The organism is Streptomyces sp. NBC_00440 (genome assembly GCF_036014215.1).
GTDB lineage: Bacteria > Actinomycetota > Actinomycetes > Streptomycetales > Streptomycetaceae > Streptomyces.
This window is the reverse complement of the sequence record NZ_CP107921.1, coordinates 6,314,462-6,340,456: the sequence shown is the minus strand read 5'-3', so window position 1 is coordinate 6,340,456 and position 25,995 is coordinate 6,314,462. Positions and strand designations below refer to the sequence as shown.

23 protein-coding genes and 1 riboswitch are annotated in these 25,995 nt (G+C 71.3%); of the genes, 5 read left to right on the top strand and 18 right to left on the bottom strand.

Going from position 1 to position 25,995, the window contains the following annotated elements:
• Positions 1 to 37: 37 nt before the first annotated feature.
• Positions 38 to 1,000: a hypothetical protein gene (locus OHB13_RS28475; protein ID WP_328378942.1), complete on the bottom strand. Its 963-nt coding sequence runs from the start codon at positions 998 to 1,000 to the stop codon at positions 38 to 40.
• 496 nt (positions 1,001 to 1,496) lie between these two features.
• Between OHB13_RS28475 and sepH the strand changes: the two genes are divergently transcribed.
• Positions 1,497 to 2,555, top strand: coding sequence for a septation protein SepH (gene sepH / locus OHB13_RS28470; RefSeq protein WP_328378941.1), 1,059 nt, complete (start codon positions 1,497 to 1,499; stop codon positions 2,553 to 2,555).
• A gap of 68 nt (positions 2,556 to 2,623) precedes the next feature.
• Here the strand turns inward: sepH and OHB13_RS28465 are convergent, their stop codons facing one another.
• Positions 2,624 to 3,451 carry a sulfurtransferase gene (locus OHB13_RS28465; RefSeq protein WP_328378940.1) on the bottom strand — a complete coding sequence of 276 codons (828 nt, stop codon included), beginning with the start codon at positions 3,449 to 3,451 and terminating at the stop codon, positions 2,624 to 2,626.
• 205 nt (positions 3,452 to 3,656) lie between these two features.
• Here OHB13_RS28465 and OHB13_RS28460 point away from each other — a divergent pair, with 205 nt between their 5' ends.
• Complete coding sequence (locus OHB13_RS28460) at positions 3,657 to 4,430, top strand: VOC family protein (RefSeq protein ID WP_266852236.1); 774 nt, start codon at positions 3,657 to 3,659, stop codon at positions 4,428 to 4,430.
• An 81-nt stretch (positions 4,431 to 4,511) separates the two neighbouring features.
• Here OHB13_RS28460 and OHB13_RS28455 read toward each other — a convergent pair whose 3' ends face one another.
• The 7 genes from OHB13_RS28455 to argH form a co-directional block, all read right to left on the bottom strand.
• Positions 4,512 to 5,957 (bottom strand): MmgE/PrpD family protein, encoded by a 1,446-nt coding sequence (locus OHB13_RS28455; protein ID WP_328378939.1) that lies wholly within the window; start codon positions 5,955 to 5,957, stop codon positions 4,512 to 4,514.
• On the bottom strand, positions 5,954 to 6,928 hold the full coding sequence (locus OHB13_RS28450) for a polysaccharide deacetylase family protein (protein WP_328378938.1): 975 nt from the start codon (positions 6,926 to 6,928) through the stop codon (positions 5,954 to 5,956). The genes OHB13_RS28455 and OHB13_RS28450 overlap by 4 nt, the downstream gene beginning before the upstream one ends.
• Entirely contained in the window at positions 6,921 to 7,835 is a 915-nt protein-coding gene (locus OHB13_RS28445) for a polysaccharide deacetylase family protein (protein WP_328378937.1), read from the bottom strand. The genes OHB13_RS28450 and OHB13_RS28445 overlap by 8 nt, the downstream gene beginning before the upstream one ends.
• Before the next feature lie 61 nt (positions 7,836 to 7,896).
• Complete coding sequence (locus tag OHB13_RS28440) at positions 7,897 to 8,772, bottom strand: ABC transporter substrate-binding protein (RefSeq protein WP_328378936.1); 876 nt, start codon at positions 8,770 to 8,772, stop codon at positions 7,897 to 7,899.
• Positions 8,773 to 8,890: 118 nt separating this feature from the next.
• Positions 8,891 to 9,694: an amino acid ABC transporter ATP-binding protein gene (locus tag OHB13_RS28435; RefSeq protein ID WP_323183632.1), complete on the bottom strand. Its 804-nt coding sequence runs from the start codon at positions 9,692 to 9,694 to the stop codon at positions 8,891 to 8,893.
• Complete coding sequence (locus OHB13_RS28430; protein WP_328378935.1) at positions 9,691 to 10,620, bottom strand: amino acid ABC transporter permease; 930 nt, start codon at positions 10,618 to 10,620, stop codon at positions 9,691 to 9,693. The genes OHB13_RS28435 and OHB13_RS28430 overlap by 4 nt, the downstream gene beginning before the upstream one ends.
• Before the next feature lie 160 nt (positions 10,621 to 10,780).
• Complete coding sequence (argH, locus tag OHB13_RS28425; protein ID WP_328378934.1) at positions 10,781 to 12,205, bottom strand: argininosuccinate lyase; 1,425 nt, start codon at positions 12,203 to 12,205, stop codon at positions 10,781 to 10,783.
• 215 nt (positions 12,206 to 12,420) lie between these two features.
• On the opposite strand from argH, the gene OHB13_RS28420 reads away from it, so the two are divergent.
• Complete coding sequence (locus OHB13_RS28420) at positions 12,421 to 13,068, top strand: GntR family transcriptional regulator (RefSeq protein ID WP_328378933.1); 648 nt, start codon at positions 12,421 to 12,423, stop codon at positions 13,066 to 13,068.
• A 98-nt stretch (positions 13,069 to 13,166) separates the two neighbouring features.
• Here the strand turns inward: OHB13_RS28420 and OHB13_RS28415 are convergent, their stop codons facing one another.
• The 4 genes from OHB13_RS28415 to OHB13_RS28400 form a co-directional block, all read right to left on the bottom strand.
• Positions 13,167 to 13,817, bottom strand: a complete 651-nt coding sequence (locus tag OHB13_RS28415) for a thymidine kinase (RefSeq protein ID WP_266852251.1) — start codon at positions 13,815 to 13,817, stop codon at positions 13,167 to 13,169.
• 62 nt (positions 13,818 to 13,879) lie between these two features.
• On the bottom strand, positions 13,880 to 15,076 hold the full coding sequence (locus OHB13_RS28410; RefSeq protein ID WP_328378932.1) for an alkaline phosphatase family protein: 1,197 nt from the start codon (positions 15,074 to 15,076) through the stop codon (positions 13,880 to 13,882).
• Positions 15,076 to 15,663 (bottom strand): DUF5998 family protein, encoded by a 588-nt coding sequence (locus OHB13_RS28405; RefSeq protein WP_164260094.1) that lies wholly within the window; start codon positions 15,661 to 15,663, stop codon positions 15,076 to 15,078. Before OHB13_RS28405 ends, OHB13_RS28410 begins: the two co-directional genes overlap by 1 nt.
• A 151-nt stretch (positions 15,664 to 15,814) precedes the next feature.
• Positions 15,815 to 18,799 carry a bifunctional acetate--CoA ligase family protein/GNAT family N-acetyltransferase gene (locus OHB13_RS28400; protein ID WP_328378931.1) on the bottom strand — a complete coding sequence of 995 codons (2,985 nt, stop codon included), beginning with the start codon at positions 18,797 to 18,799 and terminating at the stop codon, positions 15,815 to 15,817.
• 140 nt (positions 18,800 to 18,939) lie between these two features.
• On the opposite strand from OHB13_RS28400, the gene OHB13_RS28395 reads away from it, so the two are divergent.
• A complete protein-coding gene (locus OHB13_RS28395) occupies positions 18,940 to 19,221 on the top strand; it encodes an HPr family phosphocarrier protein (protein ID WP_266852258.1) in 282 nt (93 codons plus the stop codon).
• Between the two features lie 11 nt (positions 19,222 to 19,232).
• Here OHB13_RS28395 and OHB13_RS28390 read toward each other — a convergent pair whose 3' ends face one another.
• A complete protein-coding gene (locus OHB13_RS28390) occupies positions 19,233 to 20,126 on the bottom strand; it encodes an NADP-dependent oxidoreductase (protein ID WP_328378930.1) in 894 nt (297 codons plus the stop codon).
• Between the two features lie 70 nt (positions 20,127 to 20,196).
• Between OHB13_RS28390 and OHB13_RS28385 the strand changes: the two genes are divergently transcribed.
• A complete protein-coding gene (locus tag OHB13_RS28385; RefSeq protein ID WP_266852262.1) occupies positions 20,197 to 20,766 on the top strand; it encodes a TetR/AcrR family transcriptional regulator in 570 nt (189 codons plus the stop codon).
• A gap of 205 nt (positions 20,767 to 20,971) precedes the next feature.
• Here the strand turns inward: OHB13_RS28385 and OHB13_RS28380 are convergent, their stop codons facing one another.
• The 4 genes from OHB13_RS28380 to OHB13_RS28365 all read right to left on the bottom strand — a co-directional run bounded on the left by OHB13_RS28380 (position 20,972) and on the right by OHB13_RS28365 (position 25,855).
• Positions 20,972 to 21,649 (bottom strand): GntR family transcriptional regulator, encoded by a 678-nt coding sequence (locus tag OHB13_RS28380; RefSeq protein ID WP_328378929.1) that lies wholly within the window; start codon positions 21,647 to 21,649, stop codon positions 20,972 to 20,974.
• 229 nt (positions 21,650 to 21,878) lie between these two features.
• A complete protein-coding gene (locus OHB13_RS28375; protein WP_328378928.1) occupies positions 21,879 to 22,640 on the bottom strand; it encodes a M23 family metallopeptidase in 762 nt (253 codons plus the stop codon).
• A 12-nt stretch (positions 22,641 to 22,652) separates the two neighbouring features.
• A riboswitch (cyclic di-AMP (ydaO/yuaA leader) is annotated at positions 22,653 to 22,812 on the bottom strand.
• 260 nt (positions 22,813 to 23,072) lie between these two features.
• Positions 23,073 to 24,440, bottom strand: coding sequence for a M16 family metallopeptidase (locus OHB13_RS28370; protein WP_266860644.1), 1,368 nt, complete (start codon positions 24,438 to 24,440; stop codon positions 23,073 to 23,075).
• Between the two features lie 20 nt (positions 24,441 to 24,460).
• Positions 24,461 to 25,855, bottom strand: coding sequence for a M16 family metallopeptidase (locus OHB13_RS28365; RefSeq protein ID WP_328378927.1), 1,395 nt, complete (start codon positions 25,853 to 25,855; stop codon positions 24,461 to 24,463).
• Positions 25,856 to 25,995 lie beyond the last annotated feature (140 nt).

The window sequence follows — 25,995 nt, the reverse complement described above, 5'->3', positions numbered from 1 at the left end:
GGTGACGGGCCTGCGGGCCCGTCACCCGGCGGAGGTGCTATCCCGCCGGGTTCTCGGCGGCGTCCGGCGCGTTGTCCTGCCCGCCGGTGCTGTCGTGGCCCGAGCCGGAGCCGGAGCCGTCACCGGACGAGCCGGAGGGCGTCGGATCCGGAGTCTGGCCGCCGCCCGTCGCGGACTGCGAGGGGCTGGGCGTCGGATCGGTCGACATGCCGCTCTTTCCAGGGTCGGGCTTCGACTGGCCGGTGTCGCCCGAGCCCGTGCCGGAGCCGGTGCTCGGCGACGGGTCCGGGCCGGTGCTCGGCTGCCGGTCGTGCTGCTGGGGGTCCTGGCTCTGCTGCGGGTCGGTCGAGACCGCCGGCGCCGGCGAGTGGTGCCGGGTGCCGTTGCCGCCCTGGACCACTGAGCCCACGGTCGTCCCCGAGCCGCCGCTGAGACCGTGACCCGAGAGCAGCTCGTAGCCGGTGATCCCGCTCATCGCCACCAGGAACACGACCAGGGCCGCGATGGAGGAGCGCTTCCAGCCCCGCACCCGCGTCCCGTGGGTCGTGGCCTCGGTGAACTCCTCGTCGGTGACGGGCGTCAGCAGCCGCGTCGCGTCCGGCTCGCCGTCGCCGTGGGCGTGCCCCGTCCACTCCGTCCGGTCCGCATCGGACGGCCCGGGCCACGGCACCACGATCGTCGGCGGCGCCTCCCCCGGCTCCGAGGCCCCCGGCACCTGCCGCACCGGGACCTTCAGGACCTTGGGTTTGACCTGCACCGTCACTTCGCGGATCTGCTCCCCGGTACGCCGGAAGAGATGTTGGAAGATCGTGCCGCCACAGGTGGCGACCACGCTCACCAGACCCGCGCCGATGATCGTCCCGTACACGCCGAGCTGCGAGGCCAGCACCGCTGCCACCACAGCGGCGAACGCGCTGCCCGCGACCTGAGGGACGCTCAGATCGAGCTGTCTCCTCTTCCCGCTTCCGGCCTCTGCGCCGCCGTCCGGCTTCTGCTCCATCACCAGCCCCTGTTGTCCATCTGGGTACACCCTGCACCAGAAAGGGACATTTGAGCGAAGTGGATAGTTCCGCTTCGGGAGATTCTGTGAAGCACAACACCCGCAGGCATACGCTGGCGGCACTTACGAGGCTCCCCCTCCGCCGGACCCCGGGAAGTTCAGCGGCGAGCCGTCCACCCGCTTGGCCCGAATGGAGTACTGTGGCGAGCCCTGGGCCCGGCCTCCCTCAGGGGTGTCCGGACCAACGGGAGGGGGCCTAAGGCGGCACTCGAACCGGCGGCACCATGGCACTGCACGGGGGCCTTGCTGCACAGAGTGACCGACGGTCGCTCTGCGTCGCAAACAGGTAACCGTGCCATAACGGCGTTCCAGGGCTGAGGCCCGACACGCCGGATAACTCGGCAAGGTTGTGGCGTGCTGTACCCGGGCAGGCCACACTCGACTAGCGGAAGCAGCGACGCACGTGACGTCGGCAGGCACCACCCGGGAGGTTCCCATGCCCGAACTGCGTGTCGTGGCCGTCTCGAATGACGGCACACGACTGGTGCTCAAAGCTGCGGACAGTACGGAGTACACGCTTCCGATCGATGAGCGGCTGCGTGCTGCGGTCCGTAATGACCGCGCCCGCCTCGGCCAGATCGAGATCGAGGTGGAGAGCCACCTCCGGCCCCGTGACATCCAGGCGCGTATAAGGGCCGGTGCCTCCGCCGAGGAGGTCGCCCAGATGGCCGGGATCCCGGTCGACCGGGTCCGCCGCTTCGAGGGTCCCGTGCTCGCGGAGCGCGCGTTCATGGCCGAGCGCGCCCGCAAGACACCCGTACGGCGTGCCGGTGAGAACACCGGCACCGGTCCGCAGCTCGGCGAGGCGGTGAACGAGCGGCTGCTGCTGCGCGGCGCCGAGCGGGACACCGTGCTCTGGGACTCCTGGCGCCGCGACGACGGGACCTGGGAGGTCCTGCTGGTCTACCGGGTCGCCACCGAGACGCACTCGGCGAGCTGGAGCTACGATCCACCCCGCCGTCTGGTGCAGGCCATGGACGACGAGGCGCGGTCGCTGATCGGCGAGTCGGACGACTCGCTGGCGGCGCCGGAGCCGAGCTTCCCGTTCGTACCGAGGATCGCCCGGCTGCCCCGCGACCGGCCGCTCGACCGTGCTCTGGACCGGCAGATGGAGCGGCCCACCGCACCGGTGCCTGCACCGCCCGAGCCCGAGGAGAGCGGCAGCGGCGAGCGGGACTCGCTGACCAGCCTGCTGGAGGCCGTACCGAGCTTCCGGGGCGACATGATCGTGCCCGAACGCCCCGCGCCGCCCGAACTCCCGCCGTCCGAGCCCGCGCAGGAGCCGGAGTCCGAGGAGCCGCCCGCGGCGTCCGCGGGGGCCGGTTCGGCGTACGCGGATGTGCTGATGCCGCGCGCGGTGGCCGGTCACCGCGACCGGCTGACCGGGACGACGGACCGGCAGGCCGAGGCGGACGGTGTCCGCCCGGGCCGGCGCGCCGCCGTGCCGAGCTGGGACGAGATCGTCTTCGGCACCCGGCGCAAGAAGCAGGAGTAGCGGGAACAGCAGGAGCAGTTGACCGAGCTGGGGCCCGTACGCAGTGCGTACGGGCCCCAGTCAGGTGATCAGGGCGTCGGCCCCGTGGCGACCGGGCGGGACTCGTCCGACGACCACTGCGACCAGGAACCGGCGTAGAGCGCGGCCCGGATCCCGGCGATCTCCAGCGCCAGCACCTCATGCGCGCCCGACACGCCCGATCCGCAGTAGACCCCGACCTCCGTGCCCTGGTCCGCCGCCCCCAACGCGGCGAACCGCGCGGCCAGTTCGCCGGCGGCCAGGAAGTGCCCGCCGGCCGCGGTGTTCTCCGACGTCGGGGCCGACACCGCGCCGGGGATGTGTCCGCCGACCCGGTCGATGGGCTCCACATCACCCCGGTAGCGCTCGGCGGCGCGGGCGTCGAGCAGTACGCCCTTGCGGGCCAGCTCGGCCGCGCCGTCCGCGTCGAGGAGCGGCAACCCCCCGGGCACGGGTACGAAATCGCCCGGCGCGGGCACCGGTGTCTGCGTGGAGAGCGGCCCGGACCAGGATGCGAGACCTCCGTCCAATACCCGGACGGCCTGGTGGCCGGTCCAGCGCAGCAGCCACCAGGCGCGCGCCGCGGCCCACCCCTGGCCGCCGTCGTACACGACGACCGGGGTGCCCCCCGAGACACCCGCCCGGCGCAGCACGGCGCCCAGTTCGGCGGGGTCGGGCAGCGGGTGGCGGCCGCCCGCGCCGGGCGGACCTGCCAGCTCCGTGTCCAGGTCGACGAAGACCGCGCCGGGGAGGTGGCCGGCCTCGTACTCGGAGCGCAGGTTCGGGCCGCCGAGCTGCCAGCGGACGTCGAGGAGCACCGGCGGACGGGGTCCGGCCAACTCGCTCGCGAGATCGGTTGCCGTGATGATGGGTGTCATGACTGCCATCCTCGCCCAGAGTCCGGCGCGAACGTAACGCCGTAGAAAAGGACGAGGAGTACCAAAACAGGCATCCTCCTGCTGGAACATGCAAAATGCGGCGCGGCCGGGGCGCGGCGCGCGGCAGGTGGTGGAAGCATCTGGGCGGGGGGCGGCCCACCGGCCCCCGCACGGCCACCACCGATGGTCCGAGGAGAGAGCGAAAATGACCGAGGCAGCCTCGCGGCGCAGGCCCGGAACCCCCTGCTGGGTGAGTCTGATGGTGCACGGCCTGGCAGAGACCCGGGAGTTCTACGGCGACCTGTTCGGCTGGGAGTTCCAGCCGGGCCCCGAGCAACTGGGCCCCTACGTACGTGCGCTGCTGGACGGCCGTGAGGTCGCGGGGATCGGACAGATGCCGCCGGACCGCCATCTGCCGATCGCCTGGACGACGTATCTGGCATCCGACGACGTCGACGCCACCGCGGAGACCGTCAGGCACTGCGGCGGGACGGTAGGAGTGGGCCCGCTCGATGCGGGAGAGGCGGGGCGGCTGGCCATAGGGTCGGACCCCGACGGTGCGGTCTTCGGCGTCTGGCAGGCGGCGGCCCATCTGGGCACCGCGGAGTGGGGCGTGCCCGGAACGCCGGTGTGGAACGAGCTGGTGACCCGGGAGACCGGCTCGGTCGCCAAGTTCTACCAGGCGGTGTTCGGTTACGAGACGGAGGCCGTCGTCTCGGCCGACTTCGACTATCTGACGCTGTATCTGGAGGGCCGGGCGGTCGCCTCGCTGCACGGCGTCGGCCAGGCGCTCCCCCGTGACAGGGGGGCGCACTGGATGACGTACTTCGAGGTGGCGGACGTCGACGCGGCCGCGCGCCGGGTGACCGAGCTGGGCGGGCAGGTGCTCCAGCCGCCGCGCCAGGGCGAGACGGGGCGGCTGGCCACGGTCGCCGATCCGGAGGGCGCGGTCTTCACCGTCGTACGGACGGAGCGCTGACGTCCTGCCGGACGCCAAGCGCCAGGAGGGCGCGCGCCGTTGGCGGTGTCACGGTGATCCGGGCGACTGCCGGATCGCGGGTCATCCGCGCCCCTGGGCACCGGTGGGCGCACCGGGTCCGGGTGCCGTGGTGGCGAGTGCCGAGAGCAGCACCCGTACATCGGGCAGGTCCGGGAGTGCCCGCACCGTGTCCGCGACGGTGTGTGCGACGGCGGGGTCCAGTACCCGGGTGGCGAGGCCGTGGAACTTGGCGGTGACCGCGGCGCTGTCCAGGGGGTTCGTGGGCGAGCCGAGCGGGTCGGTCACCTGGCCGGTGTGACAGGCACCGGTGCGGGTGGTGAGCGTGATCACGGGCTCGGTGTCGCCGGTCATCGACTCGTCCACCTCCAGGGTGATCCGGTCCAGCACCGACCGGACAGCGGGCGACGCACGGCTCTCCGCGGAGTACGCCGTGAGGTCGGCCGTTCCGAGCGCCACCCGCACGGCCACCGCGTACGGAAGGCTGAGCTGGGCCGCGGCGAGAGTGCCGCACTCGGCGGCCCCGCACATCCCGTGGATGAAGGCCGAGAGCCGTACATGGACCGAAGCGACGTCGTCGGGCCCGAGCTCGTGGTCCGCCAGGAGCCCGGCCACCGCGTCGACCGATGAGTGGGTGGAGCGGCACGAGGCGTACGGCTTGATCGAGCACCGGGAGACGCACCACCGGTCACCGAGACGGGCGGTGAGCGCGGCCGGTGTGGCGGAGCCGGGCGCGATGGTGCGCAGGAAACCGCCCCAGGTGTCGTCGAACACCCCGCGCGGCCCGGTGATCCCGTGCCGCGCCGCGAGCGCGGCGGTGAGCCCCGCCTCCGCTGCCCGCCCCGCGTGCAGTCGCTTGCTCATGGCCCCGTCGTGGACGAACGCCCAGATGCCGCCGCTGAAGCTGGCGGAGAGCGCGAGGGCGTGGGCGGTGCTGTCCGGGCCGAGTCCCAGGACGGCTGCCGCCGCAGCGGCCGCCCCGAACGGGCCGCAGGTGCCGGTGGAGTGCCAACCCGCCTCGTTGTGCGGCGCATAGCCGCCGCACGCCTCCAGAACACGGCGTGCCACGTCGTAACCGACGATGACGGCGGCGAGCAACCGGGCTCCGGACACCGGGTGTTCCGCCACCTCGGCGGCGGCGAGTGCGGCGGGGACGACGACGGCGCCCGAGTGGTCGCAGCCACCGGCGTCATCGAGTTCGAGGGCGTGCGCCGACACCCCGTTGACGAGAGCCGCCGCACGCGGCGCCACCCGGGGGCCGGTTCCCCAGACCGTGCCCGCTCCGCCCGGTTCGGAGGCGGCGAGCAGCTGGAGCAGGGCGGTGGTTTCCGTACTCGCGGAACCGGCCAGCGCGGCCCCGAGGGTGTCCAGGACGTGGTGCTGGGCCTTGGTGACCACCGGCCGGGGAATCATGGCGAGCCGGGTGTTCGCGGTGAACCGGGCCAGTGCGCCGAGCGCGTCGCCGGCCCGCCCGGAGCCCGGCGCCGTTGGGGACGTTGCGGCTGTCATGCCAACTCCCTGGCGCAGCGGTCGAATACCTCGGCCGGATGGCCGGGCGCGTTGCCGGTGTTCCTGGACCTCCACCAGTCGGCGACCTCACCGGCTGTCGCGATCCAGACGTCGTCATGGCTGCGGATGTGGCGGAGGAGTTCCCGCACGATGCCGATCCGGCCGGGGGTTCCGGTGACCTCGGGCTGGAGCCGCAGGGTGTAGCAGAGCCCGAACCGGCGGTAGGCGTCGAACTCCGTGGTCCAGTTGCCCAGCACCTCGCGGTACGACGCGATCCTCGACTGGCCGACGGGGAACGCCGGGTCCAGGTTGAAGAAGAAGTACGGATGGTCGTGCAGTTCGTGGTGGACCGGGATTTCGATCAGCCGGCGCGCGGTGCCCCTACCGGTCCCCGTACCGACGCGGGGACCGGCCGTCCTGGCCGGATGGAAGTGGGGCAGATCGTCGCCGTGCAGCGACGAGGACCAGATGAATCCCCGGTCCGCCAGGGCGTCGGGGAAGCCCGCGGCCCACTCCCCCGCCGGGATACGGAAGCCGCGGGGCCGCTCGCCCGTCACGTCCGCGATGGCCTCGGAACCCCGGTCGGCCACTTCCAGCTGCCCGGCCAGACCGAGGCGGCTGAAGTCCTCGTGCGCGTGGCCGTGGTGGGCGATCTCGTGTCCGTGCCCGGCGATGGCGCGGATGAGGTGCGGATACCGTTCCGCGTTGCGGCCGGGAACACACCAGGTGGTCGTCACCCCCTGCGACTGGAACTCGGCGAGCAGCCGGTCCACCCCGCGAGTCGCGCCGTAGCGGCCGACGGAGAGGGTCTTGACCCGCTGTGCGGTGGTCGGGTCGGCGGCCAGCAGTGGAAGTTCGGCGTCGAAGTCGACGCTCACGACGACGGCGCAGCGGATCCCCCGGGGCCAGCGCGGGGACTCCACGGCGGCCTCGGCCGGACCGGGGGCGGGGGCGGCGGTCGTGTCAGGCATGCGCGGTCGCCTCCGGCCCGCCACCGGCCTGCGGGGCCGGGCGCTGCGCCCACCATGCGGCGATCTCCCGGCAGGCTGCGAACCAGACCCCGGGCTGTGCGCTCATATGCGCCAGGAACCGTTCGAGCAGCAGCAGTCGGCCCGGCTTGCCGGACACCTTGGGATGGAACAGGGTGGTCATGCACAGCCCTTCGGCGTGGTGGCCGTCGAACTCCCTGATCCAGTTGTCCAGGGTCAGTTCGTAACTGGCGATACGGTCCTGGCCCTTGGGGAAGTCGGGCTCACGGGTGTAGGCGAGAGAGGCGTAGTCGTCGAGGTCCCACCGGCCGGGAATCTCCACCAGGGAGGTCGGCGCCCCGTCGATCTCGTGGAAGTAGGGCCGGTCGTCGCCCCGCATGGAACTGGAGTAGGTGAATCCCGCTTCGAGCAGGAGCCGTGGTGTCTGCGGATGCCAGTCGCCCGAAGGCGTACGGAATCCCTGGGCCGGAGCGCCGAGCACCCGGGTGAAGACCTCTTGGCTACGGGAGATCACCTCGGCCTGCTCTGCCGGTGTCAGATCCCAGTACCGCTCGTGCCGGTAACCGTGGTGGGCCACTTCGTGCCCCTGCTCCACGATGGCGAGGCACGCGTCGGGCCAGGTCTCGATCACCCACGCGGGCACGAAGAAGGTGGCGGTCACTCCGGCCGACCGGAGGAGGCCGAGAATGCGCGGCAGCGCGCGGTACGGACCGTAGGCGCCCAGCGAGAAATAGGCGGGCTTGCGCCAGATCTCGCCGCTCAGCATCGCGTCGCCGGTGGGGCCGTCCAGATCGAAGGCGAGCGCGACGGCGCTCCGGGCCCCGCCGGGCCAGCGCGCTCCGGGTGCGGCTGCGGTGGACAGGGCGGTCGGGTGTGCGGGCGTGCTCAAGAGCGCTCGATTCGCTGGAAATTGGCGTGCGGGCAGGCGGGCTGACGTCAACCGGGCCGGGTCATGACCCGGTGCCGTTGATCACCGGCTCCGTGATGCCGTAGCCGAGGCCCGCGGCCTTGAGGACGCGTTGGTACTCGCCCGACTTCTCGACGGCCTTCAGCGCCTTCAGTACCGCGTTGGCCATCGTGGTGTCGCCCTTCTTGATCACGACGGCGAAGGGGGTGCTCGGCAGCGGGGGCATCACGACGGAGTACGCGGACGGGTCGCTCTTCCCGAAGTAGGTGAGGTTCTCCTCGCCCTGCGCGGCGAGTTCGACCCGGCCCTGCTGAAGCTGGAGCCGGGCGGCGGCGCCGGAGTCGGCGGGCAGGATCCGGATCGGCGGACGCCCGGCGTCCACACAGTATTTCCGGCTCACGTCCTGGATCTGCTGGTAGTAGTCCACCTTCTTGCCGACCGCGAGGTGTTTGCCGCAGGCGTCGGTGAACTTCCGGTAAGCGCCGGCCTTGCCCTTGAGCGTGTAGATGCGCCCGCGTGCCGCGAAGTAGTCGACGAAGTCGACGGTCTTCTGCCGTTCCACCGTGTCGGAGAGGCCGGACATCGCGATGTCGGTTCTGGTGGTCTGTACGGAGCTGGTCAGCTGGTCGAAGGACTGCTGGACGATGTCGACGCGCACGCCCATCTGCTTGCCGACGGCCCTGATCAGATCGATGTCCACCCCGGCCACCTGGTGCGTCTTGTCGTCCAGGTACTCCATGGGCGGGAAGTCCGGCGACATGCCCACCCGGAGAGTGCCCGTCTTGGCGACGGCATACGGGAGACCGGCGGCCTTGGCCTTCGCCGCCGGCACCGGGTGGTAGTGCGTGCAGCCCGAGATGAGCAGGACCGCGGCGGTCGTGAGTACGGCGAGGCGCGGCCGGCCGGAGTTACGGAGCATACGGATCTCCCAATGAGTGTCCGCCGACAGGGATGGGCGGTCGCCCGGTTCACGAGACACGGGACAGGACGGGACACGGGACGGGACGTGGGACGGGACGTGGACGGGGCACGGCCGGTCACAGGACATGGGACAGAAAAGCCTTGGTGCGCTCGTTGCGGGGAGAGCCCAGCACCTCGGACGGCGTGCCGATTTCGAGGATTCTGCCGCCGTCGAGGAAAGCCACCCGGTCGGCCACCTCCCGGGCGAAGCCGATCTCGTGGGTGACCACGATCATGGTGAGCCCGGTGTCCGCCAGGTCCTTCATGACGGTGAGGACTTCACCGACGAGTTCGGGGTCGAGGGCGGACGTGGGCTCGTCGAACAGCATCAGCCGGGGCTCCATGGCCAGCGCCCGCGCTATGGCGACCCGCTGCTGCTGTCCGCCGGAGAGCTGACGTGGATAGGCATCGCTCTTGTCCCCGAGGCCCACCCGCTCCAGCAGCCGGATCCCTTGCTCGCGCGCGGCTTTGGGCTTCTCGCCCTTGACCCGTACGGGCCCCTCGATGACGTTCTGGAGCGCGGTGCGGTGCGGGAACAGATTGAAGCGCTGGAAGACCATGCCCATGGACAGCCGTTGGCGCACGATCTCCCGCTGGGACCTCTCGACCAGGTGCCCCTTCCGGCGGCGGTAGCCGATCGTCTCGTCGCCCAGCCATATCTGCCCCGCGTCAATGGTCTCCAAGTGATTGATGCAGCGCAGGAATGTGCTCTTTCCGGACCCCGAGGGGCCCAGCAGACAGAGCACTTCACCGGCCGGGACTTCCAGATCGATGCCCTTGAGCACATGGTTCTCACCGAACCGCTTCTGGACGGCTTCGGCACGGAGCAGCGGGGCTTCGCCGGGGGCCGCACCCGGCCCGGAGAGGTGGTCGGGGTTCATCGGAGCACCGGCTTTCCGCGCGTGGCGGCGAGCAGGCGCCGCAGGGGGCTGGGGGGAACGGGCCGGGCGGAGCCCCTGGCGAAGTACCGCTCCAGATAGAACTGCGCGATGCTCAGTACGGAGACCGCCAGCAGGTACCAGACGGCGCAGACGATCAGCAGTTCCATGATCCGGTTGTTGACGAAGTACAGGTGCTGGGCCTGCAGCAGGATCTCGGTCACCCCGACCGCCGAGGCGAGCGAGGTGGTCTTGAGCATCCCGATCGTCTCGTTGCCGATGGGCGGAATGATCACCTTCATCGCCTGGGGAAGCACCACCCGGCGCATCGCCTTGGCCGTGCTCATACCGATCGTGTAGGCGGCTTCGAGCTGCCCTTCGTCCACCGACAGAATCCCGGCGCGGACGACCTCCGAGGTGTACGCGCCCTGGTTGATGCCCAGGCCGAGGGCTGCGGCCACGAACGGCGTCATCAGGTCGACGGTCCGCGCCGTGTAGACACCGGGCACCGAGACCAGCGGGAAGATCAGCGCCAGGTTGAACCACAGGAGAAGCTGCAGATACACCGGCGTCCCGCGGAACACCCAGACGTAGAACCAGGCGACGCCGCTCGTCACCGGATTCTTCGAGAGCCGCATGACGGCGACGAGCAGTCCCAGCGCGATACCGAGCACCATGGAGACAAGCGTCAGAACGAGGGTCGTCACGAGGCCGGTCATCAGCTCGGTGGCCCCGAGATAGTGGCGGACGACTCCCCAGTCGATCTGGGCTCCGGCAAAGGCGCGGACGAAGAACACCGCGACCAGGGCGACCACTACCGCGCCGACCCAGCGGCCGGGGTGGCGGCGCGTGCGGGTGAGCAGATCCTGGTCGGGGGCGCGGCCCGGCGAAGGGCGTGCTCGGCCGGCCGTGAGCGCTGGCTCAGTCATGTCGTGTCCCTAAGAATGGTTGGCGGCCCGGTCCGGCTGCGGCCCGCGGAATCGGGGGCGGACGCGGGTCGGACCGAAGGGGGTGTGGAGTTCACGTGCGCTGGGCTTCGGCGGGAACAAATCCGGTGCTTCGGACCGACCGGCACATGGGGGGGCGGTCTCAGACGCGCGGGCCCCGGTAGTCGGCGGCCCACCGGCGGTGTGTCCCGACGTGTTCGGTCAGTTCGCCGATCTGCGCGACCACTTGGGCCGGCGCGGTGCCGCCCGTCGCGGACCTCGCCGCGAGCGCGCTCTCCACGGTGAGCACATGACGGACCTCGGGGGTGAGCCTCGGATCTATCCCCGCGAGTTCGGCATCGGTGAGATCCGTCAGGTCGACGCCCGAGTCCTCGCAGGTGCGTACGACAGCCCCGGTGATCTCGTGGGCCTCGTGGAACGGCACGCCGCGCAGCGCCAGCCAGTCCGCGATCTCGGTCGCCAGGGTGAACCCGGCGGTGGCCTGGACCCGCAGCTCCTCGGTGTTCACGCGGAGGGATCCGATGAGACCGGCCATCGCGGGCAGCACGATGAGCAGCGTCTCCACACTGTCGAACGCGGCGTGCTTGTCCTCCGCGAGATCTCGGTTGTAGGCGAAGGGGAGCCCCTTGAGCGCGCCCAGCAACCCCATCAGATTGCCCGTCAGACGACTGGCCTTGCCGCGGGCGAGTTCGGCGATGTCCGGGTTCTTCTTCTGCGGCATGATCGAGGAGCCGGTGGCGTAGCGGTCGTCGAGTTCGACCCAGCGGAACTGCCGCGAGGACCACAGGCACACCTCTTCGGCCAGCCGCGACACGTCCACTGCGAGCATCGAGGCCACGAACAGGAATTCAGCCACGTGGTCCCGGCTGCCCACCGCGTCCAGCGAGTTGGCACAGGGCCGGTCGTATCCGAGCTCGGCGGCGGACAGCTCCGGATGGCCCGCGATGGAGGATCCCGCGAGGGCCGCGGCACCGAGCGGCGAGCGCGCCGTGCGTACGTCCCAGTCACGCAGCCGGTCCATGTCCCGGTCCAGTGCGTGGGCGTGAGCGAGCAGTTGGTGGCCGAACACGATTGGCTGGGCGGGCTGGAGGTGGGTGAACCCCGGAGCCGCGGTGTGCGTGTGGTCGGCCGCCTGCGTGGTCAGCGCCTCGATCAGCTCGCAGGAGGCATCGCTGATCCGGCGCGCCTGGTCACGCAGATAGAGCCGCAGGTCGTTGGCACACTGGTCATTGCGGGAGCGACCGGCTCTCAGCTTTCCGCCGAGCGTCCCGAGCCGCTCCATCAACACCCGCTCCAGGAAGGTGTGCACGTCCTCGTCGCCCGGTTCCGGAGTCACGGCGCCGTCGCGGTAGTCCTGGTCCAGTACGTCGATCGCGTCGAGTACGACGGCCAGTTCGCCGTCGTCGAGGATGCCTGCCCTGACCAGTTCCCTGGCGTGGGCACGGGAGCCCGCGAGGTCGTAGGGGGCCATGTCGAAGTAGCTCGGTTCGGAGCGGGAGAGCCGGGTGAGAGCGGGCGCCGACGGTTCACGGAATCGGCCGCCCCACAGGCGGGTGGTCACAGTCACGTGGGTGCGCTCCTAAGGGGCCTGAGGGAGGGGGCAGAACGGAGAGGGCATAGCGGCGGGCATGGCAGCGGGCATGGTCCGGCCGGGACGAGCCGGAACGGGATGTTCCGCAGCGCAGATCTCCCGCTCCGGATTGTCCGACAATCTGCCATCGCAGTTCCCGGGAAGTCAATAGATCGTCCGACAATCAGACAACCCGGCAGTAGAGTGGGCTCATGGAATCAATCCAGATCTCCCGGTCCAGCGTGGTGGACCGGGTCGCCGAGGCTCTGCGCCAGGAGATGTACAGCGGGCGGCTGCGCCCGGGAACGCCGTTGCGTGAGAGCAGTCTGGTGGAGAGCTTCAAGATCTCCCGCAGCACCGTGCGTGAGGCACTGCAGATGCTGACGGTCGAGGGGCTGCTGGTGAAGGTGCCGAACAAAGGCGTCTCCGTCCGGCGGCTGACGCACACCGAGATCGACGACATCTTCCGTACCCGACGCATCCTGGAGGTCGCCGGAGTCCGCGCGGTGGTGGACGCGGACCACGCCGAACTGGCCGCGCTGGCCGACGCGATGTCCGCCTACGAGGCCGCGGTGGAGGCCGGTGACCCCTCAGCGATCAGTGAGGCACATCTGCGGTACCACGTGTCGATCGTGGGGCTGCTCGGCAGTTCACGGCTGGCGGCCGTCGAGGAATCGCTGATGGCCGAACTACGGCTCGCCCTCACCCTGGTGGACATGGACAGCGACGATCTGCCGGAGATGTTGCGCGAGCACAGCGAGATGATGTCCCTGATCCGGCAGTCCAGGGTCGAGGAGGCGGTGGTCCGGGTCGAACGCCATCTCTCCCATGCCAAAGCTTTCGTCATGCTGTCGGACTGAACGCTGTCGGACTGAACGCTGTCGGACTGGGAACCCCCCCTGGCCCCGGCCTCCCTGCGGCCGGCCCGGCCGCAGGGTGAATACCGGAAGGCGTGCTCTCAGGCGGAGTTGGAGGGAAGGACGTCGGGAGAGAGCGCCGCGGCCCGGACCGCGCCACTCGTCATGCGCCGGCGGTGATGCCGCCGGCAGAGAACCTCGTAACCGACCTCCTCGGCCGAGCGGTCGACGTCACCCACGACGACCTGCTCGCCCTCCACGACCATCGCGCCGTCCACGGTACGGGCGTTGTGGGTGGCGCGGGCGCCGCACCAGCACAACGCCTCGACCTGCAAGGATTCTATCCGGTCCGCGAGTTCGATCAGCCGCTGCGAGCCCGGGAAGAGCTTGGTGCGGAAGTCGGTCGTGATGCCGAAAGCGAAGACGTCCAGGTTCAGGTCGTCCACGACGCGGGCCAGCTGATCGATCTGTTCGGGCGCCAGGAACTGCGCCTCGTCCACGATGACATGGTCGACCCGGCCGCCCTTCGACATCAGGTCCACCAGATGGGCATAGAGGTCCATGCCGGGCGCCGCCTCGACAGCCTCCGTCACCAGACCGAGGCGGGAGGAGAGCTTGCCCTGGCCGGCGCGGTCGTCGCGGGTGAAGATCACGCCCTGCAGCCCGCGCGCGGAGCGGTTGTGTCCGATCTGGAGCGCCAGCGTGCTCTTTCCGCAGTCCATCGTTCCGGAGAAGAACACCAGCTCGGGCATGGGGGGTCGCGGGCCTTTCAGATCTGGGGGGGGGGAGAGCAGGTGGGGGGCGCCGGGCGCGGTTACGAGCGTACTTCGAGCAGCGGTACCAGCTGCTCCGCAGGGGTCATCGAGCCGTGCATACCGACCATGGCCGACTCGTGCGGCTCGCGGCGGGACGCGGTGATCACCACGTCGGCGTGGGCCGCGGCGACGACGTCGCCGATCCGCCCGTACACCCGCTCGTCGACCGCCGGGCCGAACCAGCCCGCCGCGATGGCCTCGTCGCGGCTCGCCACCCAGAACTGCTCGCCGAGCACCTCACGCCAGACGGCCAGCACATCGCTCCGGGCGCCCGGAACCGCGTAGACGTGCCGGGCCCGGCCCTCGCCGCCCAGCAGGGCGACGCCCGCGCCCAGTTCCCAGTCCTCGTCGAAGTCGATGCGCGACTCCTCGTCGAACGGGATGTCGATCATGCCGTGGTCGGCGGTGACATACAGCGCCGAACGGGGCGGGAGCTGCTCGGCGAGGCGCTGGACGAGCCGGTCGACGTACATCAGCTGGCCGCGCCAGGCGTCCGAGTCCATGCCGAACCGGTGACCCTTGGAGTCCACCTCGCTGTAGTACGTGTAGATCAACGAACGGTCGGCCGCACCCAGTTGGGCGGCGGCCAGGTCCATCCGGTCCTCGCCGGTGAGCCGGCCCCTGAAGGTGCCGCCGCTCAGCGCGATCTTGGTGAGCGGGGTGTTCTGGAAGTCCGGCGACGAGACCTGCGCGGTGTGCACGCCCGCCGCGTCGGCGAGCTGGAAGACCGTGGGGTACGGCTGCCAGACATGCGGGTCGGTCCACGGACGCCAGCGCAGCTGGTTCATCAGCTCGCCGGTGGCCGGGTTGCGGGTGGTGTACCCGGTGAGGCCGTGCGCGCCGGGTGGCAGTCCGGTGCCGACCGAGGCGAGCGAGGTCGCCGTGGTGGCGGGGAAGCCGGCGGTGAGCGGACGGCCGGAGCCGCCGCGCGAGGTCGGCAGCAGCGAGTGGAGGTACGGCGCCTCGTCGGGGTGCGCGCGGATCTGCTCCCAGCCGAGGCCGTCGATGAGGAAGACGCAGTTCCGGTCGGCGGGTGCCAGCTCCGGGATCGCGGAGGTGCAGCCGGGAACTCCCAGCCCCGCGGCGAGCGTCGGCAGCAGATCGGCGAGCGAACCCGAGCCGTACTCCGGTACCGGGGCGGTGGAGAGGGCGAGCGGAGCGGCGTCGTCCGCGTACGGCCAGTCGGGCAGAGCCATCAGCGGCCGGCCGCCGCGGTCGCCTCGGAGAGCGCCTGGGAGAAGGCGAGGGTCTGGCGGACCGTGTCCGGGCCGTCGCCCGCCTCGCTCACGCGAAGGCTCAGGTCGTCGGCGGTGGAGCTGCCCGTATACCCGTGGTCCGCCTCGCAGTTGGGGTCGCCGCAAGCGGCGGGCTCCAGGTCGAGCCGGGCGACCGCGCCCCAGCCGATGGTCAGGACGACCTCGCGGGGCAGGGTGCCGGGGACGTACTTCTCCGGGTTCGCCACGACCCGGCTGAGCACCACGGAGGAGATCCGGCCCAGCTTCACCGACTCGGTCGACGTGGTGGCGAACGGCGTCGGGGAGCTGCCGTCGGCGGCCTGCTCGTCGGTGTGGCTGACGATGAAGCGGTTGCCCGTCAGGACGAGGACCGTGACATGGCGGCGGACCTCGTTGGAATCGAACGTCGTCTCCTGATGCACCAGATACGAAGAAACCGGCTCGCCTCCGACAGCGGCCTCCACCGCCTCGGCCACGAGGGCCGGGTAGTAGCCGCTGCGCTCGATCGCCGCGCGGAGCCCCTGGGTCGTTGTACCGGTCTTCGCCATGGGCTCCATCTTAGACCGATGGCTGTGGGGGAAGAGGCCCCCGGAGCAGGGCCTGTACGGGGCCCTGCGGCGGCCCGCAGCAGGGGCGGCCCTCGGCAGCCGGCCCGCCACAGCGGCGGGCAGCCGGCAGCTTGCCGTCAGCAGCTCGCCCTCAGTAGCTGGGGAGGCGGCGCGGACCGAGGTCGCCGAGTGTGTTCGCGGGCGCGAGCCGTACGGCGGCCCCGAGCACGGAGAGTCCGTTCTGCCCGACCACTACCGGTTCGAGAGCGACGGACACCACTTCGGGGTGGTCGTCCACCAGCCGCGACACCCGCAGCAGCAGCTCTTCGAGAGCCGCCGTGTCGACGGGCGCCGAGCCGCGCCAGCCGAACAGGAGGGGTGCGGTCCTGATGCTTCTGATCAGTTCGGCGGCGTCCCGGTCGGTGGCCGGGACGAGGCGGTGGGCGGTGTCACCGAGCAGTTCGGACGGCGCCCCGGCCAGGCCGAAGGAGAGGACGGCTCCGACGGCCGGGTCGATCGCGGACCGTACGACCGTGTCCACACCGCGCCCCACCATGGCCTGCACCACGGGCCGGACCTCGGCCGGGCCGCCCAGGTCGGCGGAGAGTTCGGCGTAGGCGCGGCGCAGTCCCGCCTCGGTCGCGATATCGAGCCGCACACCGCCGAGATCGGGGCGGTGGCGCAGATGGGGCGCCGTGGCCTTGAGCGCGACGGGGTAGCCGAGGTGCTCCGCCGCGGCGCCGGCGGTGTCCGCGTCCGGGGCGGGACGGACCGGCAGGACGCGGATGCCGTACAGGCCGAGGAGTTCGCAGGCGTCGTCGGGCGAGAGGGCCAGGCCGCGTGTGACGTCGACGCGGGCGGTGCCGAGCAGCGCCTCGATCCGGCCGGCGGCGGCGTTCTCGTCGATGTCTTCGTACTCGGGGACCCGGCCGGGCTCGGCGGCCTCGCGGCGCCACCGCGCGTACCGGACCGCCTGGGCGAGTGCGCGGACGGCCCGCTCGGCGGCCGGGTAGGCGGGGATGCTCCGGGTGCGGGCGGCGGGGGGCGCGACGGCGGGGGCTGCGGTGTCGGCGGTGTCAGCTGTGACTGCTGTGACTGCTGAATCGCCTGTGGCGCCTGTGGCGCCTGCGGCTGCCGTGTCTCCTGTGCGTGCTGTGCCCGCCGTACCGGTGTCTGCTGCTGTGTTCGCGCCGGCCCGCTGGACCTCTCCCCCGTCGCTTTCCGGGGTGGTCGCCGGACCCGGGCCTGCCGTCCCTGCGGCCGTCCCGCGGCGGCCGCGCACCGTGCCGGTGGCCGCCGCCAGGGCCTCGGCGAGACCGCCGATCTCCAGATGCACCACGGCGACCGGCTTGGCGGGGGCGTCCGCGACCGCTTCACGCAGGGCCGCGGCCAGCACTTCGCCGTCACCCGACTCGGTCACGCCGTTCTCGCCCACCCAGGGGATCGCCGTGATCAGCACCGCGTCGCACCCGTCGTCCGCCAGGGCCCGGCCGAGCGCGTCCCGGAAGTCCTGCGGGGTCGCGTCCGTCGTCAGGTCGACAGGCGGGAGCGGACGCAGGCGCTCCGTGAGACAGGCGTCGTACGTCAGCAGGCCGAGCGACTCGGAGTTGCCGAGGATCGCGACACGCGGCCCCGCGGGCAGCGGCTGGTCCGCGAGCAGCAGACCCGCGTCGACGAGTTCGGTGACGGTGTCGACCCGGATCACACCGGCCTGCCGCAGCAGCGCGGAGACCGTGGCGTCGGGGACCCGGGTGACCGGGACCGCATGGCCGGGCGGGGCGCTGCCGCTGTGCCGGGCGCCCTTGACGACCACGACCGGCTTCACCGCCGCGGTGCGCCGGGCGAGGCGGGTGAACTTCCGGGGATTGCCGATCGACTCCAGGTAGAGGAGGGCGACATCGGTGTCCGGGTCGTCGTGCCAGTACTGGAGGAAGTCGTTGCCCGACAGATCGGCGCGGTTGCCCGCCGAGATGAAGGAGGAGAGTCCGGCGCCGCGCCGGTGCAGCGTGGAGAGCAGCGCGATCCCGATGGCGCCGGACTGGGTGAAGAGTCCGACCCGCCCGCGCGCCGGGGACTCGGGGGCCAGCGAGGCGTTCAGCCGGACGGCTTCCGCGGTGTTGATGAGGCCGAAGGCGTTCGGCCCGATGATGCGCATGCCGTACGAGCGGGCCCGGCGCAGCAGTTCGCGCTGGCGCAGGAGCCCTTCGGGCCCGCTCTCCGCGTAACCGGCGGAGATCACGACGAGCCCCTGCACCCCGCCGGCCCCGCAGTCGGCGACCACGTCGGGCACCTGTGCGGCCGGTACGGCGACGACCACCAGGTCGACCGCCTCACCGGTGGCGGCGATGGACTCCACCGAGCGGTAAGCAGGGGCGCCGTCCACCTCCGTGAGCCCGTCGGGGAAGGCGCGGTTCACCGCGTAGGTGCGCCCGGTGAAGCCGGAGCCGTGCAGATTGCGCAGGACCGCGCGCCCGACCCCGCCTGGGGTGCGTCCCACTCCGACGACGGCGACGGAGCTGGGGGCCAGCAGCCGCTGTACCGACCGTGCCTCTGCTCGCTGTTCGCGGGCGCGCTGGACGGCGAGGGACGCCTCGGTGGGTTCCAGATCGAAGGTCAGGTGGACCGAGCCGTCCTCGAAACTGCGCTGCTGCTCGTACCCGGCGTCCGTGAAGACCTTGATCATTTTGTTGTTGGCGGGCAGCACTTCGGCGACGAAGCGGGTGACCTCGCGCTCCCTGGCGACCGCCGCGATGTGTTCGAGCAGCGCGGAGGCCACACCGCGCCCCTGGTGCGCGTCCTGGACGAGGAAGGCGACCTCGGCCTCGTGCGTGCCGATCCGGTCGTAGCGGACGGTCGCGATGAACTCGCCGCCCACGGTCGCCGCAAGACCCACCCGGTCGACGTAGTCGTGATGGGTGAAGCGGTGCACGTCCTTGGCGGAGAGCCGGGGGTACGGAGCGAAGAAGCGGTAGTACTTCGACTCGGGCGAGACCTGCTCGTAGAAGCTGACGAGCCGGTCGGCGTCCTCGGTGGTGATCGGCCGGATCCGCGCGGTACCGCCGTCGCGCAGCACCACATCCGCTTCCCAGTGGGCCGGGTACTCCTGGTGCGGGTTCTCCTCCAGCGGGGGCTGCATGCTGAAAGCGTACGGGTCGCGGTGGTACGGGGAGCGGTGCAGTCTGGGATCCGGCAGAGCGGTCCCGCACCACATCCGCCCCCGCACCACCCGTGCAAGAATGGTCTAGACAACTAGCACAGAACTCGAAGGGCAACACCATGGCTGAGCGTCGTGTCAAGGTCGGCTGGACCGAGGGCCTGCACGCCCGGCCGGCCTCCATCTTCGTCCGTGCCACCACCGCTTCCGGCGTCCCGGTGAAGATCGCGAAGAACGGCAGCGACCCGGTCAACGCGGCGTCGATGCTCTCCGTCCTCGGCCTGGGCGTGGAGGGCGGCGAGGAGATCGTGCTCACCTCGGACGTGGAGGGCGCCGACGCCGCCCTGGACCGGCTGGCCAAGCTGGTCGCCGAAGGGCTCGACGAACTCCCCGAGACCGTCTGAGCGGAAACGGCTCAGACGACCATGACCCGGCGCCCGCGCGTGTGACCGGCATGGCTGTCGATGTGCGCTGCCGCGGCCTCGGCCAGCGTGTACGACCTCTCGACCGGGATGTGGAGCTTCCCCCGCGAGATGAGGGCGGCCGCCTCGGCGAGCGCATCCGGCACGCTCCCGGCCACACCGGAGAACCGGACACCGAGGGCCGGCGCACCGAGATCGGCGATGGAGATCACCTTCTGCGGATCCCCGGTCAGCTCGACGAGCTCACCGATCACGCCCGTACCGGCCAGATCGAGAGCCGCGTCGACGCGGCCGAGCTGCCGCACCCGCTCGACCCAGCCCTCGCCGTACGTCGTGGCGACGGCACCCAGGCTCCGTAGATAGTCCTGGTTCGCGGCGCCGGCCGTGCCGATCACCGCGATGCCGCGGTCGCGGGCGATCTGCAGCACCGCCGAACCGACTCCCCCGGACGCACCGCTGACCAGCAGCGTCTGCCCTGAGCGCACACCGGTCTCGCGGATGACGCGCAGCGCGGTCTCCACCACGGAGGGGTACCCGGCCGCCTCTTCGAACGTCAGGCCCTCGGGCATCCGGGCCCAGGCCGACAGCACGGCGAACTCGGCGTAGGTGCTCGCCCCTTCACCGAACACATGGTCACCGGCCTCGACCCCTTCGACGCCCTCGCCGACCTCGTCCACCACCCCGGCGGCGTCCAGCCCGACACCGGAGGGCAACTCGGTCGGATGGGCCCCCAGGACCTGGCCTTCACGGACCCTCCAGTCGACGGGGTTCACACCCGCCGCCCGCACGGCGATACGTATCCGGCCGGGGCCCGCATGGGGCTCCTCGGCATCTATGAGTTGCAGAACGTCCGGACCGCCGAACTCGGCGAAGCTCACTTTCTTCATGCGGCCGAACGTAGCACTAACCGTTAGCGTTTAACAACGACTACGCCTTTGTAACTGATAGCATCACGGCATGACCGAGCCGCCCGGACGCCGTGAGCGCAAGAAGGCCGCGACCCGCCAGAAGATCGCTGACACCGCCCTGCGGCTGTTCCTGGAACGCGGGTACGACGCGGTGGGCATCCGCGATGTGGCCGCCGAGGCCGACGTGGCCGTCACCACGCTCTTCTCCCACTTCGCCTCGAAAGAGGCCCTGGTGTTCGAGCGGGACGACGACTTCGAGCAACGCCTCATCCAGGCGGCCACGGGCCGGGCTCCGCACGAGCCGCTCATCCCTGCGCTGCGCCGCGAGATCCTGGCCCTGGTGCGACATTGCACAGCGGACAGCGCCGCCCCGATCTGGCACATGGTGGACGGATCACCCGCCCTGCGGGAGTACGAGGAGTCGATGAGGCTGCGCCATGCGGAGTCGCTGGCAACAGCCATCGCCGCCGATCCCGGCCTGTCACGGACCACAACGGCCTGCCGGACGATCGCGAGGTTCGTGATCGACGCCTATTCACTGGCCCGCGAGGCGGCCGATCCGCAGGCCGCGGTGGACGAGATCTTCCGGATGATCGAGGCGGCCTGGGAGGTCACCTGACCTTCCCGCGCTTTCCGGACCGGGTGCCCGGCACCGGGCATCCGGGACCGGGACCGCACCGGGACATCAGAAAAGCAGAAAATAAAAAGACGGCACGGGGCTGAGCGGCGAATCCGACAGGACGGATACGGCAGGACGGATACGGCAGAGGGAAAAGCCGAAATCCCCCGCCCCTTTATCCCCTCCCCTGTATACGGCAGCACTGTTAATCAGTGATGCCCGCAATGTTTACAGCATGTTGCGAATCCCTCACGCGCCCCCGCTTCCGCAGCCGGTGCGCCGCCATGGCGCGTTCGGCGTGCACCGCGGTCAGAGCGCGGGCCCGCTCCGCGTCGCCGCGCGCCACCGCGTCCACGATCGAGCCGTGCTCCGCCCAGGACACGACAGGAAGGGCCGGCTGGTCGACCGCGTACATCCAGCTGATCTTCTGCCGCAGCTGACCGAGCAGCGTGGTCAGCGCCAAACTGCCCGACGCCTGCGCCAGCGTCTCGTGGAACCAGCCGCCGAGCGACCGCAGATCCTCGCCCTGGCCGCGCCCGGCCCGCTCCTGCCCCAGCCTGACCAGGCCGCGGAGCACCTTCAGATGGGCTTCGGTCCGCCACTGGGCGGCGCGCGCCGCCCCCATCGGCTCCAGCAGTATCCGTATCTCCAGCAGGTCGGCCGCCTCCCGCTCGGTCGGCTCGGCGACACAGGCGCCCGCGTGCCGGCGGGTGACCACGAACCCCTCGGACTCCAGGGTCCGCAGGGCTTCGCGGACCGGGACACGGGAGACGCCGTACCGGCGTGCGAGCACCTCCTCGGTCAGCCGGCCGCCCCGCTCGTACACCCCCGAGATGATGTCGTCCCGGATTGCCGTGCATACCGAATGTGCGGGAACGCGCATGACCGAACCTCCGCATCGACGCCCGCATATCGCGGTCTGTGCACACCTGTGCGGCGACTCTATGGCAGGGCATGTTAATTCCCGAAGGCCCCCGGTAAATCATGGATATCTTTTGGCCGGCCAAAAACCGGACGTACGAACACCCGGCGCGAGGAAGATATCCGTGCGAACCCCGGAACGCGTATGGCCCCGGCGCGACGAGCGCCGGGGCCATACGGGACAGCCGGGTTCAGACCTTGACGCCGTGCGAGCGCAGATACGCGACGGGATCGATGTCCGAGCCGTAGTCGGGGCCCGTGCGGGCCTCGAAGTGGAGGTGCGGGCCCGTGGCGTTGCCGGTGGCGCCGGAGAGTGCGATCTGCTGGTCCGATGTGACGGACTGGCCGACCGAGACGCCGATGGACGAGAGGTGGCCGTACTGCGTGTACGTGCCGTCGTGCATCCGGATGACGATGTTGTTGCCGTACGCGCCGCCCCAGCCGGCCTCCACGACCGTGCCCGCGCCGACGGCGTGGACCGGGGTGCCGCTCGCGGCGTGGAAGTCGATGCCGGTGTGGCTGCCGGACGACCAGAGGCTGCCGCCGGTCTTGTAGCCGGTGGAGACATACGAGTTGGCGACCGGGGCCACATAGGCGTTGAGGCGCTTGCGGGCAGCGGTCCGGGCCGCGCGCTGTTCGGCCGCCTTCTTGGCCTCGCGCTCGGCCTTCGCCTTCGCGGCTGCCGCCTCGGCCCTGGCCTTCGCCACGGCCTCGTGCTGCTGTGCGGTGGCCTGGGCGGCTATCTCGTCGGCCACGGTGTCACCGACAAGGATGGTCCGGTCGAGACGGACTTCCTGCGCCGTGGAGACCGTCGCGCTGTCGGCCATCGCCGGGGAGGCGAGGGTGCCGACGACACCGGCCGTGGCGAGGGTGGCGACTCCGGCGACGCCCGCGGTCCTGCGGGTCAGGCGCTTCGGGCCACGGTGCTTGCCGGTAGGGCGGCTGAACGCCATGAAGGGGCTGGTCCTTTCCTTCCCTCTCGCCTACCGGGTTAGCTGACGGGTTCGGAGCAGGAAGGTCTCCTACGGGCCCGCCCCTGTGGAGCGGCCCCGATTCACCCCAGGGACTGAGTGGGTCCCCGGCTCCCCGGGCTCGCGCCTGACGGGGACTCGGCGATCGCTGCCCGGCGCCGCGGTTGCGGCTTACGTCCGACGGACAGCGAGTGTGACGGTAAGTGGTCCGTCCTGGTTGCGCCAAACAGACAGCGGATTTTGTCGCACATCCCACAGACGCCCATCCCACAGACGCCAACCCGCAGGCGTACACAGCCACGCGTCCCGGAGGCCCGCACACCCCCGGCATGCAGTCGGGGCCCCGGTGGACGAACTGCCCACCGGGGCCCCGCAGATCCGGTCCGGCCGCCGGTGCCCCGGAGCGGCCGGGACTCAGCTCTCGACCACGGTCACTTCGCCGATGCCCAGCGCCCTGACCGGCTCCACGATCTGCGCGGCGTCCCCCACCAGGACCGTCACCAGCCGGTCGGCGGGGAAGGCGGAGACCACGGCGGCGGTCGCCTCGACCGTGCCGGTCGCGGCGAGGCGCGCGTACAGCTGTGCCTGGAAGTCGTCCGGCAGGTGCTGCTCGACCTGATCGGCGAGCGTGGCCGCGACCGCGGCGGCCGTCTCGTACTTCAGCGGGGCGACGCCCACCAGGTTCTGTACGGCGATGTCCCGCTCGGTGTCGGTCAGCCCGCCCGCGGCCAGCGTCCTGAGGACCTTCCAGAGGTCGTCGAGCGCGGGGCCCGTCGACTCGGTGTCCACCGAACCGCTGATGGCGAGCATGGCGGCGCCGGTGCCGTCGGGGGCGGAGCGGAGCACCTGGCTGAAGGCCCGCACGCCGTAGGTATAGCCCTTCTCCTCGCGCAGAACGCGGTCCAGACGGGAGGTGAGCGTGCCGCCCAGGCAGTACGTGCCGAGGATCTGGGCCGGCCAGACACGGTCGTGCCGGTCGGCGCCGATCCGGCCGATCAGCAGCTGGGTCTGGACCGCTCCCGGCCGGTCCACGACGATCACCCGGCCGGTGTCGTCCGCGGTGATCGGGGGCACCGGCCGGGGCGTGCCCGCGTTGCCCTTCCACTCGCCGAGGCTCTCGGCGAGCACCGCGTCCAGGTCGGTCCCCGCCAGGTCGCCGACGACCACGGCGGTGGCGGTCGCCGGCCGGACGTAGGCGTCGTAGAAGGCGCGGACGGCGGCCGCGTCGATGCGCGCCACCGTCTCCTCGGTGCCCTGGCGCGGACGCGACATGCGCGCGGTGGCCGGGAAGAGCTCCTTGGAGAGCTGCTTGGCCGCGCGGCGGGCCGGGTTGGCCAGCTCGTGCGGGATCTCGTCCAGCCGGTTGCCCACGATCCGCTCGACCTCGCTCGGGGCGAAGGCGGGCGCCCGCAGTGCGTCGGCGAGCAGACCGAGCGCCTTGGGCAGCCGGGAGACCGGCACTTCGAGGGAGACCCGGACGCCGGGGTGGTCGGCGTGCGCGTCGAGGGTGGCGCCGCAGCGCTCCAGCTCGGCGGCGAACTCCTCCGCGCTGTGCTTGTCGGTGCCCTCGGAGAGCGCCCTCGCCATGATCGTGGCGATGCCGTCGAGCCCCTCGGGCTCGGCGTCCAGCGGGGCGTCGAGGCTGATCTCGACCGCGACGACCTGCTGTCCGGGACGGTGGCAGCGCAGCACCGTCAGGCCGTTGGGCAGGGTGGAGCGCTCGGGGGCCGGGAAGGCCCAGGGCCTGGGCGCACCCGCCTGGGGCTGCGGGTGGAAGGCCATCATCACGGCCGCGGGGTCGGTCACTGGTCCGCCTCTGTGCTCTGGGTGGCTGCGGTGGCTGCGGTGGCCTCGTCGGACGCGCCGTCCGCACTGGTCTCTTCGGGCTCATCGGCGGTGGCGGGCTCGTACACCAGCACAGCCCGGTTGTCGGGGCGCAGCCGGGCCTTGGCGACCTGCTGCACCTCTTCGGCGGTGATGTCCAGCACCCGGCCCACAGCGGTCAGCGCCAGCTGCGGGTCGCCGAACAGCACGGCGTACCTGCACAGTTCGTCGGCACGGCCGGCGACCGTACCGAGCCGGTCGAGCCACTCGCGCTCCAGCTGGGCCTGCGCGCGCTCCATCTCCTCGGCCGTGGGGCCTTCGGCGGCGAAGCGGGCCAGCTCCTCGTCGACGGCCGCCTCGATCTGCGGGACCTCGACACCGCCCGACGTCTTGACGTCCAGCCAGCCGAGCGAGGGGGCGCCGGAGAGCCGCAGCATGCCGAAGCCCGCGGCGACCGCCGTACGGTCCCGGCGCACCAGCCTGTTGTGGAGCAGCGACGATTCGCCGCCGCCCAGGATGGTCAGCGCGATGTCCGCCGCGTCGCACGCGCGGGTGCCGTCCTCGGGGAGCCGGTAGGCGGCCATCAGGGCACGCGAGGGCACCTCCTCGTACAGCTCCTCGCGCACCTCACCGCCGAGGGTGTCGGGCAGCGAGCCGTCCCGCGGCGGCTGCTTGCCGTCGTGGGAGGGGATGGTGCCGAAGTACTTCTCGACCCAGGCGAGCGTCTGCTCCGGGTCGATGTCGCCGACGACCGACAGCACGGCGTTGTTGGGTGCGTAGTTCGTACGGAAGAACGCGCGGGCGTCCTCCAGCGTCGCCGCGTCCAGATCGGCCATGGAGCCGATCGGCGTGTGGTGGTACGGGTGGCCCTCGGGGTAGGAGAGGGCGGTCAGCTTCTCGAACGCGGTGCCGTACGGCACGTTGTCGTAGCGCTGGCGCCGCTCGTTCTTGACGACGTCCCGCTGGTTCTCCATGGACTCCTCGTCGAGCGCGGCGAGGAGGGAGCCCATCCGGTCGGCTTCGAGCCAGAGCGCCAACTCCAGTTGGTGCGTGGGCATCGTCTCGAAGTAGTTGGTGCGCTCGAAGCTGGTGGTGCCGTTGAGCGAGCCCCCGGCCCCCTGTACCAGCTCGAAGTGGCCGTTGCCCCGGACCTGTCCGGAGCCCTGGAACATCAGGTGCTCGAAGAGGTGGGCGAGTCCGGTACGCCCCTTGACCTCGTGGCGTGAACCGACGTCGTACCAGAGGCAGACCGCGGCGACCGGGGTCAGGTGGTCCTCGGAGAGCACCACCCGCAGGCCGTTGGCCAGCCGGTGCTCGGTCGCTGTCAGGCCGCCGGAACCGGCCTCGGCTGTGGCCGTGTGACCCATGGGCATGTACGTCCCTTCGATCGCGTGTGTTGACCGCGTTGAAATGCAGTCCTGCCACTGTATGCAAGCCCGCCGACAGCCGGCAGCCATCCCGGTGTGCACGGGTCGCGGTCGGTGTTGTCAGTGGGACAGTCCACAATGGTCGG